We start from the raw sequence: 17329 nt of genomic DNA, 5'->3' as shown, positions 1-17329 counted from the left end.
TAGGTGGTATTAATGGCTACATGCACATTTAAAACTTTATTTAGTTTATTAGGTGGAAACAAAGATCAAGCGATCAAAGATTTTTCGCTCAATCATATATGTATTGATAGCCGTATGGTCAATAAAAATGATGTGTTTGTCGCTATCAAGGGAAATGTCGTTGATGGTAAATCATTCATTCCTCAAGCTTTAGAAGCTGGTGCGGTGACTATATTAATTGAAACAAATAGAAAATCTGATGATTTACGTATCAATTATATCAAGCATGGAAAAAGAAATATTCCTCAGGTTAAAGTTTTTCAACTATCTAAAAAACTTTCTAGCATTGCCGATCATTTTTACCATTCACCTTCTAAAAAATTATCTGTTATTGGTGTGACAGGTACTAATGGTAAAACGACAGTCACTCAGCTTACTGCCCAATGCGTTAATCTGTTAAATCAGAAAGTTGCACTTTTAGGAACGATTGGAAATGGGATCTATAATCATCTTCAACCGTCAAACAATACAACGGCTTCATCCGTTGAAATTCAAACATATTTAGCCGATTTTGTTAAAAAACATGTCAAAGTGGTTTCCATGGAAATTTCTTCGCATGGTTTAGTGATGAATCGTGTCAAAGGTGTTACGTTTGCTGCAACAGTTTTTACTAATTTAAGTCGAGATCATCTTGATTATCACAAAACAATGGGTAAATACGCTAAGTCAAAATGGTCGTTATTTACGCCTAATGATAAAGAAAGACAAGTAGAAAGTGCAGGCAAAGCAATTATTAATTATGATGATAATTATGGGAAACGTTGGATTGAAAAGCTTTCTCAGGTAACAGCCGTATCGTGCCAACCCAAATCGTTAAGTAAATTAAAAAACTTAAATATACCTTATGTTGGTGTGTCGATGATTGAATATCATGATAAGGGTGCCAAAATTCATATGCATTCTAGTTGGGGCGATACCATTATACACAGTCGTTTACTGGGTGAGTTTAATGTCTCAAATTTATTATTATGTGTAGCGACGCTATTAACGCTTGATTTCCCATTTTTCGCTGTTGTGAATATGGCTTCATTTCTCAAACCTATTTGTGGGCGAATGGAGGTTTTACATGCCAATAATAGCCCGACATTTATTGTGGATTATGCTCACACGCCAGATGCTTTACAAAAAGCACTCCAAGCAAGTCGTATTCACTGTAAGGGTGCATTATGGGTTATTTTTGGTTGCGGTGGTGATAGAGATGTAGGCAAAAGACCTTTAATGGGAGAAATCGCTGCGCAATATGCTGACAAAATTATTTTGACGAATGATAACCCACGAACAGAAGATGAAACAAAAATTATTGATGATATTCAGAAAGGTATCATCAATAATTCAAATGTTCAGATTATTACTGACAGAGTACAAGCAATCAAAAAAGCACTCGCAGAAGCTAAACCAAATGATGTGATATTAATTGCGGGTAAAGGTCATGAAGATTACCAAATCGTGGGTCACACGAAACATCACTATTCAGACCAAGAAACAGTGAAACAGCTTTTAGGGGTAGAGAATCAATCATGATTCCATTAAATATTAAGCAAATCAGAACAATTGTAGACGGTGAATTATTAAATATTCATGACGGTAATTTTATGATTGATGTTATTAGTACTGATACACGTAAAATTACAAAACAATCGCTTTTTATTGCACTTGTTGGTGAGAATTTTGATGGTCATCATTTTGCCGAACAAGCAATTAAAGATGGTGCCGTTGCCGTAATCGTAAATCACCCAATTGAGGATAATTCTATTCCACAAATAGTGGTTAAAGACACACGTCAAGCGTTGGGGCAAATTGCCGGTTTTATTCGTCAACAAAGTTCCGCTAAAATTGTTGCCTTGACCGGCTCATCGGGTAAAACGTCAGTTAAAGAAATGACGGCAGCCATTCTACAAAATTGTGGAACAACGCTTTATACTCAAGGTAATTACAATAATGACATTGGCGTACCATTAACACTATTGAGATTAACAAAAGATGATCAATTTGCTGTGATAGAACTAGGTGCTAATCATATTGGTGAAATTGCTTATACAACTCAGTTAGTTCATCCACAAACAGCATTAATTAATAATATTGCAGAAGCGCATATTGAAGGTTTTGGTTCACTTGAAGGTGTCGCTACAGCGAAAGGTGAAATTTTTGAAGGATTGACTAAAGATGGTATTGCTATCATCAATTTAGATAGCTGTTCAGATAAATGGTTTGAGCAATTAACAGATAAAGCTGTTTGGACTTTTTCATTAGAGAATCCATTAGCCAATTTCTATGCAAGTCATATTAAAATGGCAGATGTGACCACATTTAAATTACATACACCGTTTGGTGAATGCGAAATCCAATTACCATTAATAGGGTTACACAATGTTTCAAATGCAATTGCAGCTTCAGCTTTAGCGATTTCTGTCGGAGCAAGCTTAGATTGCATTCAACAAGGATTATCAACATTAAAGTCAGTTAAAGGAAGGCTTTTCCCGATTAAATTAAACCAAAATCAATTAATTTTGGATGACACTTATAACGCCAATGTGGGTTCAATGTCTGCTGCAATTAATGTTCTGGCAAAACAATCGGGCTATAAAGTTTTCGTCGTTGGCGATATGGGTGAATTAGGGCAAGACGCTCAAAAATATCATCAACAAATTGGCACATTAGCTAAACAACAAAAACTTGATTGTGTTGTCAGTGTCGGTAAATTGAGCCAATTCATTAGCCAAGCAAGTGAAGTCGGTCATCATTTTTATAATAAACAAGATGCAGCAGATTACCTTATAACGTTATTGCGTCAGTATCCAACCTTAACCATGCTAGTTAAAGGTTCTCGCAGTGCTAAAATGGAAGACGTTATAGAACTAATTAAACAACAAAAAATAAATTAGGATTAAAATTATGTTGGTTTGGATATCAGAATATTTAGTGAAATATTTTACCTTTTTTAATGTATTTTCTTATTTAACCGTAAGAGCTATTTTGGGTCTATTAACCTCGCTAACGATATCGTTAATAATGGGGCAAAAAGTCATTGATTGGTTACAAAAATTACAAATTGGACAAGTAATACGTAATGATGGACCGGAATCCCATTTAAGCAAAAAAGGAACGCCAACAATGGGCGGGACGCTAATCGTTGCGTCGATTTCGTTATCAGTATTTCTTTGGGCAGATTTACGTAATCCTTATGTTTGGGTGGCGTTATTTGTCCTGATTGGTTATGCCATTATTGGCTTTACTGATGACTACTTAAAAGTTATTCGAAAAAACACGGCAGGTCTTATCGCTAGATGGAAATATTTTTGGCAATCTGTTATTGCATTTATTGTTGCCTTTGGCCTTTATGTATATGGAAAAGATAGCTCAGTAACCGTGTTGGTTGTCCCTTTTTTTAAAGATGTCATGCCTCAGTTGGGATTAGTATTTATTTTACTCACTTATGTTGTGATTGTTGGGTCAGGTAATGCTGTTAATTTAACGGATGGACTTGATGGACTTGCAATTATGCCAACGGTATTTGTGGCAGCGGGCTTAGCGCTGGTATCGTGGGCGACAGGGAATACAATTATTGCAGAATATTTGCATATACCTTATATCAAATTTAGTGGTGAATTAATGATTGTCTGTACTGCTATCATTGGTGCAGGGCTTGGTTTTTTATGGTTTAACACTTATCCCGCTATGGTATTTATGGGTGATGTCGGTTCATTGGCTTTAGGTGGAGTACTTGGAATTATCGCCGTACTTTTACGCCAAGAATTTTTATTACTCATTATGGGGGGAATATTTGTTATTGAAACCCTATCTGTCATTTTACAAGTAGGTTCATTTAAATTGCGTGGCAAACGAATTTTTAGAATGGCTCCAATTCATCATCATTATGAATTAAAAGGGTGGCCAGAACCTCGAGTTATTGTACGTTTTTGGATTATTTCGTTAATGCTCGTCTTAATTGGTTTATTAACCTTGAAATTACGTTAATTAAATTAAATCAGGATTGAATCATGATTCGCTATCAGGGTAAAAATGTTGTTATCATTGGGTTAGGTGTCACAGGGCTTTCTTGTGTTGACTATTTTCTTGCGCAAAATGTTATTCCTAAAGTAATTGATACTCGTTTATTACCTTCAGGATTAGAACAACTGGATCAACGAGTTGCCTATCATTTAGGCGATTTAAATGTCGATTGGCTATTCGATGCTGATTTAATAATTGTTAGCCCTGGTATCGCTTTATCAACCCCTGAACTCAAACAAGCTGCCGATAAAGGTATCGAAATCATTGGCGATATAGAGCTTTTTTGTCGTGAAGTTAATCAACTACCTAATAAAAAGATTGTGGCAATCACAGGCGCTAATGGCAAAACGACGGTGACGACATTAGTTGGTGAAATTGTTAAGTCTGCAGGTATCAAAGTGGGTGTCGGTGGCAATATAGGTCAACCTGCACTATCTTTACTGGCTCAAGATTGCGATGTGTACGTACTTGAGCTGTCTAGCTTTCAGCTTGAAACCACGCACAGTTTGCATGCAACCGTTGCAACGATTTTGAATATCTCAGAAGATCATATGGATAGGTATCCTTTAGGACTCAAACAATATGTAGAGGCTAAACAACGAATTTATGTGAATGCAAAATACTGTGTAGTAAATCATGATGATAAACTAACTTTTCCAAAAGAAAAAGATAGTCATAATGTGTTATTTGGCTTACATTCAGGCGATTATCATCTGGATGATGATTATGCACATTTGATTGCGCAGGAAAAGCCCGTTTTATCGACTAACACAATGAAACTAACGGGAAGCCACAATTATCTCAATGCGTTAGCAGCATTAGCTATTGCAGATAAATTATCAATATCACGACAATCTAGTTTAGCAACAATAGCCAACTTTCATGGTTTACCTCATCGTTTTGAATTAGTTTTGGAACAAAATGGGGTCAAATGGATTAATGATTCTAAAGCAACCAATGTAGGTAGTACGGAAGCTGCTTTAAAAAGTGTCGTATGTCATGGAAAATTATTTTTATTGCTTGGTGGTGATGGAAAATCAGCTGATTTTTCTCCATTAATTCCATATTTAAAAAATAGTCATCTTGAGATTTTTTGTTTTGGTCGAGATCGTGAGTTATTAGCAAAATTAGCACCCAACATCACAACAATGACTGCGACATTAGCTGAGGCTATGCAAATAATCGCTCAAAAAGTAGAGGCTAACGATATTGTTTTACTCTCACCAGCTTGTGCAAGTTTAGACCAATTTAAAAACTATATAGAGCGAGGAAATCAATTTGCACTTCTGGCTAAACAATATGCGCAAAGGAGTGAAAAATGATTTCGTTGGCTATAAAAAAGCAAGTTAATCCTCACGTCCCTTTTGATAATCAATTGCTTTGGACGGTATTTGGATTGATGATATTCGGATTAGTTATGGTGACATCAGCATCAATGTCATCGAATGATAATAATCCTTTTTTCTATACTCAGCGTGAACTCATACAGCTGGGTATTTCACTTGTTTTAATGTGTATAACCTTATCGATCCCAATGAAACGTTGGCAGCAATTTGGAACAGTATTACTCATTATGACAATTATCATGCTTGTTGCTGTTTTAGGCGTGGGGTCTTCCATTAATGGCGCTGCAAGATGGATTCCGCTAGGCGTTTTTAACTTTCAACCGGCAGAGCTTGCTAAATTGGCTTTATTTGTCTTTTTAGCAAGTTATTTGACTCGAAAGTCAGATGAAGTACAAAATGGATTTTGGGGTTTTTTTAAGCCAATGGTCGTTATGGCTGTGCTTTCCATTTTGCTATTACTTCAACCCGATCTAGGCACAGTAATTGTATTATTTATTGTTACTATCGGAATTCTATTTATCGCTGGTGCAAAGTTGTGGCAATTTATCGCTATTTTATCGACAGGTGTTGCAGCGGTTGTCAGTTTAATATTATTTGAGTCATACCGTTTAAAACGGTTATTAACATTTCTTAATCCTTGGGAAGATGCTAATGGTGTAGGTTACCAGTTAGTGAATTCATTAATAGCAATTGGTAATGGAGGATTTGCTGGGCAAGGAATGGGTAACTCGATTCTGAAATTAGGTTATTTACCTGAACGCCATACCGATTTTATTTTCGCTATTATTTCGGAAGAATTTGGTTATCTTGGCGTCATTTTCCTGCTGACATTACTTTTTTCTCTGGCTTTTAAGGGATTGGCGATTGGGTATCGAGCATTAAATGAAGGATTACAATTTTCTGGCTATTTAGCTTGCCAAATCGGTATTTGGTTTGGTTTTCAAACCTTTGTTAATGTGGGGGTAACATCTGGAATGTTACCTACTAAGGGATTAACGTTACCTTTCATTAGCTATGGTGGATCGAGTTTAATTGTAATGAGTGTGGCTGTGGCGATCCTACTTAGAATCGATTTTGAATTTAGACAACAACAAGCCCAAGCAAGAATAAGGTCAATAAAGTAATGAAAAAATTATTAGTTATGGCAGGTGGTACAGGTGGACATGTTTTTCCAGGTATTGCCGTTGCGCATTATTTAATGAAACAAGGCTGGCAAGTCAGATGGCTTGGCACAGCAGATCGAATGGAAGCGCATTTAGTCCCTGAAAATGGTATCGAGATTGATTTTATAGAAATATCAGGTCTACGCGGTAAAGGAATTGGTGCAATGCTAAAAGCACCTTATAAAATCTTAAAAGCGGTTCTACAAGCCAGAAAAATCTTAAAAACTTATCAACCGGATGTGGTATTGGGTATGGGAGGGTATGTGTCTGGGCCGGGTGGCATTGCAGCGAAGACATTAGGAATTCCTGTCGTATTACATGAGCAAAATGGTGTAGCAGGGTTAACTAATAAGTGGCTTGCAAAAATTGCAACTAAAGTTTTACAAGCATTTCCGACAGCTTTTCCAAAAGCTGAAGTAGTAGGAAATCCTGTTCGTGACGATTTATTAACTATTGCTGAACCTAACGAACGTTTTGAAAATCGTCAAGAACCAATTAGAGTTTTAGTAATGGGCGGAAGTCAAGGGGCAAAAGTACTCAATGATGTTGTTCCTCAGGTAATGACAAAATTATCCGATAAATTTGTTGTTTGGCATCAAACAGGAAAAGGCATGCTAGAACCTGTTATGCGAGCCTATCAAGATTGTGATATGACAAAAAATAAAGTGACTGAATTTATTACTGATGTAGCAGAAGCCTATCGTTGGGCGGATATTGTGATTTGTCGCAGTGGGGCATTAACGGTAAGTGAAATCGAAGTTGTCGGCATTGGTGCGATTTTTGTCCCTTTTATGCATAAAGATCGCCAACAATTTTGGAATGCTAAATCGCTTTCAGATATTGATGCTGCAAAGATTATTGAACAACCTGACTTTAATAGCGAATCATTGATGAGTGTGTTAAGAAATTTAAATAGAGATAAATTAATCGAAATGGCGGTTAAGGCGAAAAGTCTATCTAGTACAAATTCTACCGAAAGAGTGGCGGATACGATAAAATCAGTGATAAAATAATTAGTTTTTGATATAACTTTATGTAATAATCGTGTCAAGATGTTGCAGGTTAGATCAATGTTTAGATAATAATAGCTTTAAATGCATAATTAGAATTTTACAAAATTAAAAAAGCTCAATAAAAAATAAACAAAATACTCAACTACAGAATATTTAGGAGTTAGATTGTGAATACAAAGGAATTAGCAGAATTAAGAGCAATTATTCCTCAAATGAAACGTGTCAAACATATCCATTTTGTGGGTATTGGTGGCGCAGGTATGGGAGGAATTGCTGAAGTTCTTGCTAATGAAGGTTACGAAATTAGTGGCTCAGATATTGCAGAAAATGCTGTTACTGAGCATCTAAAAAAATTAGGTGCGAAAATTGTGATTGGTCATGCAGCTGAAAATGTGATTAATTCAAGCGTTGTCGTAATCTCTTCCGCAATTTCACAAGATAATATTGAAGTTGTAGCAGCGCGGGAAGCTCGTATTCCTGTTATTCAGCGGGCTGAAATGTTAGCCGAGCTTATGCGTTTCCGATATGGTATCGCTATTGCGGGTACACATGGTAAAACAACGACAACCGCCATGGTCACCGCTATTTATGCCGAAGCGAAACTTGATCCAACGTTCGTTAATGGCGGTTTAGTTAAAGCGGCAGGCACGCATGCTAAATTAGGTAGTAGCCGTTATTTTATTGCTGAAGCAGATGAAAGTGATGCTTCATTTTTACACTTACAACCTATGGTTTCTATTGTTACCAATATTGAACCAGACCATATGGACACCTATCAAGGTAGTGTGGAAAATCTTAAACAAACATTTATCTCTTTTTTGCGTAATTTACCTTTTTATGGTCTAGCGGTGATGTGTTATGACGATCCAATTAATCGTGAATTATTACCGATTGTTGGACGTAAAATTATTACTTACGGTTTTAGTGAAGAAGCGGATGTGGTAATTAAAAATTATCGCCAAGAACGAGGCGTCAGTTACTACACTGTGTGTCGTCCAGATCGTAATGATTTAGAAATCGAATTAAATGCACCCGGTAAACATAATGCTTTAAATTCAGCGGCCGCAATTATTGCAGCGACTGAAGATGGCATAGATGATCAATCGATCATTAATGCATTGGCAAAATTTGCTGGTACAAGTCGGCGTTTTGATTTACTAGGCGTTTTTCCGCATGCTAATGGTAAAGACATTATGATGGTTGATGACTATGGTCATCATCCAAGTGAAGTTAATGCAACGATACAAGCGGCTAAAAATGGTTGGCCGGATCGTCGTTTAGTTATGCTATTCCAACCTCATCGATATACACGTACTCGTGATTTATTTGATGATTTTGCTCAAGTGCTATCTCAGGTTGATGCGCTTGTAATGTTAGACGTCTATTCTGCTGGTGAGCAACCGATTGCCGGAGCAGATAGTCGTTCTTTGTGCCGTTCAATTCGTAATCGGGGCAAAGTGGATCCGATTTATGTTTCAGATTTAGATCTCTTACCTGAAATGATGAAAGAAATTTTAAAAGGTGGAGATCTGTTATTAACTCAAGGCGCGGGTAGTGTAGGTCGTATTGCACGTCAGTTAGCCGATGCTCAAATTTTTTCAGGAGAAGGTCTATAATGATTGATAAAGTTGCGGTATTGTATGGTGGAACATCTGCAGAGCGGGAAGTATCGCTTAAATCAGGTCAAGCTGTACTAGCAGGATTATTGGCTAGTGGAGTTGATGCCCATCTTATAGATACTAAAGATCAACCAATTACCAACTTAAAAGAAGATGGCTTTACTAAAGCATTTGTCATTCTTCATGGTCGTGGTGGTGAAGATGGTATTGTTCAAGCAATTTTGACTTATCAAAATATTCCTTATACCGGTAGTGATGTTTTATCGTCTGCACTAACTATGGACAAGTTAAAAACTAAATTAGTTTGGAAAGCGCTAGGTTTACCAGTTGCTGATTATGTTATGGTAGAAAAGAGCTGCTCAATTGATACTGATGCCATTGTGCAAAAGCTTGGGCTTCCTTTATTTGTAAAACCAAGTCATGAAGGTTCAAGTGTAGGAATGACGCGAGTTAATCACGCTAATGAGCTTAAGACAGCTCTCGAACATGCTTTTAAATATGATAATTCTGTTATGGTTGAATCATTTTTATCTGGCCCAGAATTTACCGTTGCTATTGTTGGAGAAGACGTTTTACCGTCAATTCATATCAAACCGGCGACAAAGTTTTATGATTACGATGCAAAATATTTGTCAGATTCTACGCAGTATTTTTGCCCAAGTGGATTATCTGATGAAAAAGAGCAAGAGATCCGTAAGTTAGCACTTGATGCTTATAAAGCGGTTGGCTGCCGAGGTTGGGGACGAGTTGATATTATGTTTGATGCTAATCAAATCCCTTATTTGTTAGAAGTTAATACCGCACCAGGAATGACAGATCATAGTTTAGTTCCCATGGCTGCAAAACAATATGGCTGGTCATTTAAAGAGCTTGTTAGTCGAATCTTGAATTCAGCAACAATATAACTGGCCTTATTTTATGAAACAAATTCGGCAAGCCGCTCATAGAAGGGAAAACCTAAAAACTAGGCGCTTGCTTATTTTTAGTAGCAAAGAGCAGTTGATTGGCTTTTTGTTTCTACTAACAATTATTGTTATTAGCGTTTGGGTCATTCAAAGTGTTAAAAATTGGATGGATGATCCAGAGCAGATGGTATTGTCACAATTAAATTTTAGTGGCGAATACACTTATACGACCGAAGATGACCTTAGACAAGCGATTCTGGGATTAGGGTTACCTAATACTTATATTGGTCAAGATGTAAATGATATACAACAAGAAATATTAAGATTTCCGTGGGTAAAGCAGGTTAGTGTACGTAAGCAATGGCCAGATAAATTAATTGTTTATGTCGAAGAGTACAAACCGGTCTTTTATTGGAATGATTTATTTTTACTAGATAAAAATGGAAATGTATTTAGTGTGCCGCTAGATCGTATTGGCGAGTTAAAATTACCCAGACTTTATGGTCCGGAAGGTAAAGCAAAACCAGTATTAGAAACGTATTATAAATTAGATGATCTTTCAAAAAAATTAGCTAGTAATCAATTAGCTTTGCATATTCAATCTGCGATAGCTGATGAGCGAAATGCTTGGCAGCTAATGGTGAAACAGTGTATAGCCGATTTTTGTGAAGAAAATCATGAAATAAAATTGATGTTAGGTAACGAACATATCGAACAACGTTATCAACGATTTATCAAATTATTTCCTGAAATTCAATCAAGAATACCAGCTGATGAAAGAATAACGGTCGCTGATTTACGTTATGAGAATGGCATTTCAGTACAAAGAGAAAAAATGGCTCAGTAGGGAATAATTTAAGGCTGAAATATGAAAGCAACAGAAAAAAAATTGGTGGTTGGACTAGAAGTAGGTACATCAAAAGTACTCGCTCTTGTTGGCGAAGTTCTTCCCGATGGTATTGTCAATATCATCGGCGTTGGACATTGCCCATCAAAGGGGGTTGATAAAGGTGGTGTAAACGATCTTGAGTCTGTAGTTAAATCAATCCAACGTGCAATTGATCAAGCTGAATTGATGGCTGATTGCCAGATTTCCTCTGTTTATTTAAGTCTTTCTGGCAAACACATACGTTGTCAAAATGAGATAGGCATGGTGCCAATTGCCGATGAAGAAGTGACTGCCGAAGATGTTGAGAATGTTGTTCATACTGCCAAATCAGTAAGAATACTAGATGAACACAGAATATTACATGTAATTGCGCAAGAATATTCCATTGACTTGCAAGAAGGAATTAAAAATCCAATAGGATTATCTGGCGTTCGGATGAAGGCGAAAGTGCATTTAGTCACTTGTCATAATGATATGGCAAGGAATATAGTAAAAGCAGTTGAACGTTGTGGATTGAAAGTTGATCAGCTTATTTTTTCGGGGTTAGCATCAAGCTATGCAGTATTAACTGATGATGAAAAAGAGTTAGGGGTTTGTATCATTGATATCGGGGGTGGAACGATGGATGTGACAGTTTACACAGGCGGAGCATTACGCCATTCAGTTGTCATCCCTTATGCAGGAAATGTCGTGACGAGTGATATCGCTTATGCATTTGGTGCTCCTCCAATGGATGCAGAAAATATCAAAATTCGTTATGGATGTGCTGTTGGTTCATTAATCGGTAAAGATGAAGTTATTGATGTGCCAAGTGTCGGTGGTCGACCGTCTCGTTCTTTACAACGTCAAACACTGGCTGACGTAATTGAACCTCGCTATTCAGAATTATTATCGTTAGTACAAAAAGAATTATTATCATTACAAGATGAATTGAAAAAACAAAATGTAAAATATCAATTAGCTGCAGGTATAGTATTAACTGGTGGTGCAGCACAAATAAAAGGAATGGTGGAGTGTGCTGAAAAAGTTTTTCAAAATCAAGTTCGTGTAGGACAGCCGTTAAATATTTCAGGATTAACTGATTATGTACAAAAGCCTTATTGTTCAACGACAGTAGGATTATTACATTACGGGAAACAAAGTTTATTAAGTGATGATGGCAAAGATAATCATAAGTCATCATTAAAAGGGATAGCTAAACGATTGACCGGTTGGTTTAAAAAAGAATTTTAGCTAATATATTTCAAGAACTTCGTGGACATTGTTGGCGGTTATATGTACAATGTCCTTAGATCGTATATTTGGAGATAAGTTATGTTTGAGCCTATGGTTGCAGATGATGAACCAGCAGCAGTCATTAAAGTTATTGGTGTCGGTGGTGGCGGTGGTAATGCTGTCGAACATATGATTGCTGAGCATATTGAAGGTGTTGAATTTTTTGCGGCAAATACTGATGCGCAAGCATTGAAAAGAATTAAGGTAGGTCAAACTATCCAAATCGGCACGAATGTGACTAAAGGTCTTGGTGCAGGTGCTAATCCGGAAGTGGGTAGAAACTCTGCCGAGGAAGATCGTGAGGTCATCCGCAGTGCAATTGAAGGTGCTGATATGGTGTTTATTGCCGCTGGTATGGGCGGTGGCACAGGTACGGGCGCTGCTCCAGTTGTTGCCGAAATTGCTAAAGAATTGGGTATTTTGACGGTTGCTGTTGTGACTAAACCATTTGGATTTGAAGGTAAAAAGCGTATGGCTTTTGCTGAACAAGGCATCGCTGAGTTAGCAAAACACGTCGATTCACTTATTACTATACCAAATGATAAATTGTTAAAAGTTTTAGGTCGTGGTGTTAAACTATTAGATGCATTTGCCGCAGCAAATGGCGTATTAAAAGGTGCTGTGCAAGGTATCGCAGAATTAATCACCAAACCAGGACATATCAATGTTGACTTTGCTGACGTTAGAACAGTGATGTCAGAGATGGGATATGCTATGATGGGTTCTGGACGTGCAAGTGGCGATAATCGAGCTGAAGAGGCGGCTGAAATGGCTATTTCAAGTCCACTACTTGAAGACATCGACTTATCTGGTGCGCGTGGTGTATTAGTTAATGTAACCGCTGGTTTAGATCTTGGTTTGGAAGAGTTTGAAACAGTGGGTAGCACGGTAAGAGCTTTTGCTTCTGATAATGCAACAGTAGTTGTTGGTACAACTTTCGATCCAGATATGTCAGATGAAATTCGTGTTACTGTGGTTGCAACGGGTATTGGTATGGATAAACGTCCTGAAGCGAAAATAACCAAACCAATTCAACAAAACTCTTTGTTTAGCCAAAATAACAATTTGGGTCAACAAGAAGAGAAATTAGCTAAAGTAGTGAATGAACAAGCAATTTCTCCGCTTGAAGAAAATAAGATTTTAGATATTCCTGCTTTTATTCGTAAACAAGCGAATTAAAAGTGAACTTATTTGATTTTTTATTGTCATAGTTCAATAGAAACAAATAAAAAAACAGTAGGTGCTAATGAAACAAAGAACATTAAAAAAGACAATTCAAGCAACTGGTGTCGGTTTACATACTGGCAAAAAAGTTACTTTGACGTTGCGTCCTGCTCCTGAAAATACGGGTGTTATATATCGTCGAACTGATTTGAATCCTTATGTTGATTTTCCTGTGGATGCTAAATCGGTTCGCGATACAATGCTTTGTACCTGTCTGGTTAATGAAGATAATGTGCGTATTTCGACGGTTGAGCACATCAATTCAGCATTAGCAGGACTGGGTATTGATAATATTATTATTGAGGTTAATGCACCAGAAATTCCTATTATGGATGGTAGCGCAAGCCCGTTTGTCTATTTGCTGCTTGATGCTGGCATTGTTGAACAAAATGCGCTTAAAAAGTTTTTACGCATCAAAGAGACGGTACGTGTTGAAAATGGGGATAAATGGGCTGAAGTGAGACCATATAGTGGATTCAGATTGGATTTTACAATCGATTTCCATCACCCAGCAATTGATAATAGTTCTCAACGTTATCAGTTGGATTTTTCATCTGAATCTTTCATTCGTCAGATTAGCCGTGCAAGAACGTTTGGTTTTATGCGAGATATCGAAGCATTACAATCTAAAGGTTTGTGCTTAGGTGGTAGTTTAGATTGTGCCATTGTGGTGGATGATTATAAAGTTCTCAATGAAGATGGTTTACGATTTGAGGATGAGTTTGTTCGCCATAAAATGCTAGATACTATCGGCGATCTGTATATGAGTGGTCACAACATGATAGGTGAAGTGATTTGTTACAAATCAGGACACGCATTAAATAATCAATTATTACAAGCGTTGTTAGCTAAACAAAGTGCATGGGAATATGTTACATTTGCTGATGATCAAACTGTTCCGCTCGCATTGGGTACAAAACAGCTTGTTTTAGCTTAACAATTTGTTTTAAAAATGAATTTAAACGCTTCCATTTTTTAATGGGAGCGTTTTTGTTTTTATAACTCATGAGATGATGATATGAATAAAAGTCATTTTTTTGCTCATCTTTCACGATTAAAATTAATTAATCGTTGGCCGTTAATGCGCAATGTCAGAACAGAAAATGTATCTGAGCATAGTCTTCAAGTTGCTTTTGTTGCACATGCGTTAGCAATCATCAAAAACAAACATTTTGATGGAAAAGTTAATCCTGAAAGAATCGCTTTATTAGCTATGTATCATGATGCATCTGAAGTGATTACTGGAGACCTTCCTACACCGACAAAATACTATAATCCTCAAATTACAACAGAATACAAAAAGATTGAAAAAATTGCACAAAACAAGCTAATTAATATGTTACCGCAAGAGTTACAAGATGATTTTAGAACGCTCATTGATGATGACTTTTATGATGAAACAGAAAAAAACATTGTCAAACAGGCTGATGCGTTATGTGCTTATCTTAAGACGATTGAAGAGCTTAGTGCCGGTAATAATGAGTTTAGATTGGCTGAGCAGCGTTTGAAAAAGACATTGTCTGAACGTGGAAGTCCTGAAATGAATTATTTTTTAGAAATATTTGTGCCAAGTTTTAGTTTATCGTTGGATGAAATCACGTTAGATAAATAATAAATGTTAAAGCCTAATTGTGGTTAACTACAATTAGGTAACTTATATGTTATTTAATTTCATTTTCATGAGACATATTTATGAATTATCAGGTCATTACAATTATGATACTTCTCGATAAAGGACTGCTAATGGCAGTGATATTTTAAAGCATGTTCCTTTTTTCTTACCAAGATTGAATAACTGAATATTACCGCCAAGTTCATTAACACAAGATAAAACCAAATATAATCCCATACCACGATTATCTCCTTTGGTTGAATAGCCTTTTTGAAAGATATACTTTACCTCTTTTTCAGAAATACCTATCCCGTTATCAATGATTTCGATGTAAAAATAGCCGTTTTGGACAGTAAAATTTATCTCTATTTTTTTATCAGCTAAACTATGAACGGCATCTAAACTATTATCGATTAGATTGCCAAGAATAGTGATTAAACTATGAATGACTAAGTGATTAGAAATAGGGGCGAGCATTCCATTAATGTTAAAAGTTAACGATACCCCTAATTCTTTTATTCGACTCAATTTACTATTAAGAAAGCCAGCAATAATGGGGTCTTTAATGTACTGACTAATCTCATCTAATTCTGGTTGTTTATTGCCAATAATACCTTCTAGATAATTGACTAATTCTTTTTTATTATCTTGATATGCTAGCCCATAAATTACATGCAATTTATTACTAAATTCATGTGATTGAGAACGTAATGTGTCGGCATCACGATTAATGTCTTTTAATTTCTCTGCTAACTGGCGTATTGCTGTTATATCACGAAAAGAAGCAATGGCCCCGACTAATTTATTTTTTACATATAATGGAATACGATTAATCAAAATTACCACACCATCAATATTTTGCTCACAATCATATTCAGCAATCCCCTTGTTCATAACTTCATTTAAACGTGTATTAGGAATCAGGGTGCTAATAGATTTGCCAATAATGTTTTCCTTACTCTTATCCATATGTAATATTCTAATGGCTTCATCATTAATTTGTGAAATTAATCCATTTCGGTTAATCACCACTATGCCTTCTTTGACGGTTCTAATAATGGCATTATGTTCTTCAAAAAGTTGAGCCATTTGGGTAGGTTTAAATCCATACAATCGTTTCGAAATATGACGCGATAACAAACAAGCTAAAATAACAGCTAACGTGAAGGATACAAATAATGATAACCCGATAGGTTGGCTTGACTTTGAAGCCAGATAATTAATTTTTTGGCGTGTTTGTCCAACTAAAACCATACCAATTTGTTGACGTTTATCATTGAATATCGGACTCATTGCGCTAATTGAATCGTCAAATGTTCTTGTTGATGAGGATTGATGGGGCGCTTCTTGTAACGTTTTTTGTTCATTGCCACCTACTCTAGGTTCTTTTATTTTATTTATATCGGGATGCGAATACCGTACACCTTGCATATTAAAAATGACAATAAAATCGACTAAAGAAAGTTGGCGAACTTGTTCGGTATAATGTTGGATTGCTTGTAAATTGTCTGACGTGGGATTACTGACTTGATCAATGAGATTATGATTAGTTGATACTAATTCGGCAATATCTTTAAATCGTTGAGAAGACAGATAAAAATACTCTTTGTTTATCACATAGATAATATAAATATATTGAACAACAACTGAAAATATAAATACAGCGCAAATCAAACTGATAAGCTTAGTTTTAAGCGTTAATTGATTAATCATAAATTTCATATTTTATTCTTCAGCAATAAAGTTGATGGTTCAAGAATATGAATGCAGATGAGATAAAAATTATTAATTAAATACGCTATTTACAGATTTCATACTCTATCGATTTAATTAATGATTTTTTGGCTATGGGTTGTATTGTTGACTTATTCATCAATACGTTAGTAAACTTGGATTCAAATGCATTCGGTAAAATAGATTCAGAAGCAAGGTTATCATCAGTATTGGATCTTAAATAAAACCTTATCCGTGGCTAAAGTGGTATATTGAGGCTGATTATCTAAAGCATGATGAAATTTACACTGCAGTTTTGTACTTAATGCTAATGCTTTTTCTTCAAAGATTGTCATAACGCATTCCTTATGTTTGATAATAGTGTTAAGAGCTAAAATCAGAAGAGTAAATAAGTAAATAGCTAATTTTTATTAAAGACATCAGTGATAAATGTACGTTTTTATCATTAAAAGGCAGTTTACGAATGATACTGAATATCAAGAACGATTGAAAGATATTA

15 protein-coding genes are annotated in these 17329 nt (G+C 36.0%); 13 read left to right on the top strand and 2 right to left on the bottom strand.

The features are described 5' to 3' along the window. The first annotated feature begins 12 nt into the window (after nt 1–12). The 13 genes from murE (at nt 13) to yfbR (ending at nt 15096) form a co-directional block, all read left to right on the top strand. Nucleotides 13–1560, top strand: a complete 1548-nt coding sequence (gene murE, locus ACGH47_RS01890; RefSeq protein ID WP_411622528.1) for a UDP-N-acetylmuramoyl-L-alanyl-D-glutamate--2,6-diaminopimelate ligase — start codon at nt 13–15, stop codon at nt 1558–1560. Continuing rightward, nucleotides 1557–2921 carry a UDP-N-acetylmuramoyl-tripeptide--D-alanyl-D-alanine ligase gene (gene murF, locus ACGH47_RS01885; RefSeq protein ID WP_411622526.1) on the top strand — a complete coding sequence of 455 codons (1365 nt, stop codon included), beginning with the start codon at nt 1557–1559 and terminating at the stop codon, nt 2919–2921. Before murE ends, murF begins: the two co-directional genes overlap by 4 nt. 10 nt (nt 2922–2931) lie before the next feature. Beyond that, on the top strand, nt 2932–4014 hold the full coding sequence (gene mraY / locus ACGH47_RS01880; protein ID WP_267352342.1) for a phospho-N-acetylmuramoyl-pentapeptide-transferase: 1083 nt from the start codon (nt 2932–2934) through the stop codon (nt 4012–4014). Between the two features lie 23 nt (nt 4015–4037). Next, nucleotides 4038–5372, top strand: coding sequence for a UDP-N-acetylmuramoyl-L-alanine--D-glutamate ligase (gene murD, locus ACGH47_RS01875; protein ID WP_411622524.1), 1335 nt, complete (start codon nt 4038–4040; stop codon nt 5370–5372). After that, entirely contained in the window at nt 5369–6520 is a 1152-nt protein-coding gene (gene ftsW, locus ACGH47_RS01870) for a cell division protein FtsW (protein ID WP_267352340.1), read from the top strand. The genes murD and ftsW overlap by 4 nt, the downstream gene beginning before the upstream one ends. Further along, nucleotides 6520–7572 (top strand): undecaprenyldiphospho-muramoylpentapeptide beta-N-acetylglucosaminyltransferase, encoded by a 1053-nt coding sequence (gene murG, locus ACGH47_RS01865; RefSeq protein WP_411622522.1) that lies wholly within the window; start codon nt 6520–6522, stop codon nt 7570–7572. Before ftsW ends, murG begins: the two co-directional genes overlap by 1 nt. Nucleotides 7573–7739: 167 nt before the next feature. Continuing rightward, nucleotides 7740–9188: a UDP-N-acetylmuramate--L-alanine ligase gene (murC, locus tag ACGH47_RS01860; RefSeq protein ID WP_411589921.1), complete on the top strand. Its 1449-nt coding sequence runs from the start codon at nt 7740–7742 to the stop codon at nt 9186–9188. Continuing rightward, nucleotides 9188–10096 carry a D-alanine--D-alanine ligase gene (locus tag ACGH47_RS01855; protein ID WP_267352338.1) on the top strand — a complete coding sequence of 303 codons (909 nt, stop codon included), beginning with the start codon at nt 9188–9190 and terminating at the stop codon, nt 10094–10096. The genes murC and ACGH47_RS01855 overlap by 1 nt, the downstream gene beginning before the upstream one ends. 13 nt (nt 10097–10109) lie before the next feature. After that, nucleotides 10110–10943, top strand: coding sequence for an FtsQ-type POTRA domain-containing protein (locus tag ACGH47_RS01850; RefSeq protein WP_065558887.1), 834 nt, complete (start codon nt 10110–10112; stop codon nt 10941–10943). A 21-nt stretch (nt 10944–10964) separates the two neighbouring features. Next, nucleotides 10965–12218: a cell division protein FtsA gene (ftsA, locus tag ACGH47_RS01845; protein ID WP_411622520.1), complete on the top strand. Its 1254-nt coding sequence runs from the start codon at nt 10965–10967 to the stop codon at nt 12216–12218. Nucleotides 12219–12299: 81 nt separating this feature from the next. After that, the gene (gene ftsZ / locus ACGH47_RS01840) at nt 12300–13439 is read left to right on the top strand and encodes a cell division protein FtsZ (protein WP_065558885.1); all 1140 of its coding nucleotides are present in this window, start codon (nt 12300–12302) and stop codon (nt 13437–13439) included. Between the two features lie 67 nt (nt 13440–13506). After that, nucleotides 13507–14421, top strand: coding sequence for a UDP-3-O-acyl-N-acetylglucosamine deacetylase (gene lpxC / locus ACGH47_RS01835; protein WP_267352337.1), 915 nt, complete (start codon nt 13507–13509; stop codon nt 14419–14421). Nucleotides 14422–14502: 81 nt separating this feature from the next. Then, nucleotides 14503–15096 (top strand): 5'-deoxynucleotidase, encoded by a 594-nt coding sequence (gene yfbR, locus ACGH47_RS01830; protein WP_267352336.1) that lies wholly within the window; start codon nt 14503–14505, stop codon nt 15094–15096. A 102-nt stretch (nt 15097–15198) separates the two neighbouring features. On the opposite strand, the gene ACGH47_RS01825 is transcribed toward yfbR, so the two are convergent. Continuing rightward, a complete protein-coding gene (locus ACGH47_RS01825) occupies nt 15199–16818 on the bottom strand; it encodes an ATP-binding protein (protein WP_411622519.1) in 1620 nt (539 codons plus the stop codon). Nucleotides 16819–17033: 215 nt separating this feature from the next. After that, nucleotides 17034–17165, bottom strand: a complete 132-nt coding sequence (locus tag ACGH47_RS01820) for a hypothetical protein (RefSeq protein ID WP_411589918.1) — start codon at nt 17163–17165, stop codon at nt 17034–17036. Between the last annotated feature and the right edge of the window lie 164 nt (nt 17166–17329).

The sequence above is a fragment of the Gilliamella sp. CG16 genome (assembly GCF_046635785.1).
GTDB lineage: Bacteria > Pseudomonadota > Gammaproteobacteria > Enterobacterales > Orbaceae > Gilliamella > Gilliamella apicola_I.
This window is presented reverse-complemented; position numbering and strand designations above follow the sequence as displayed.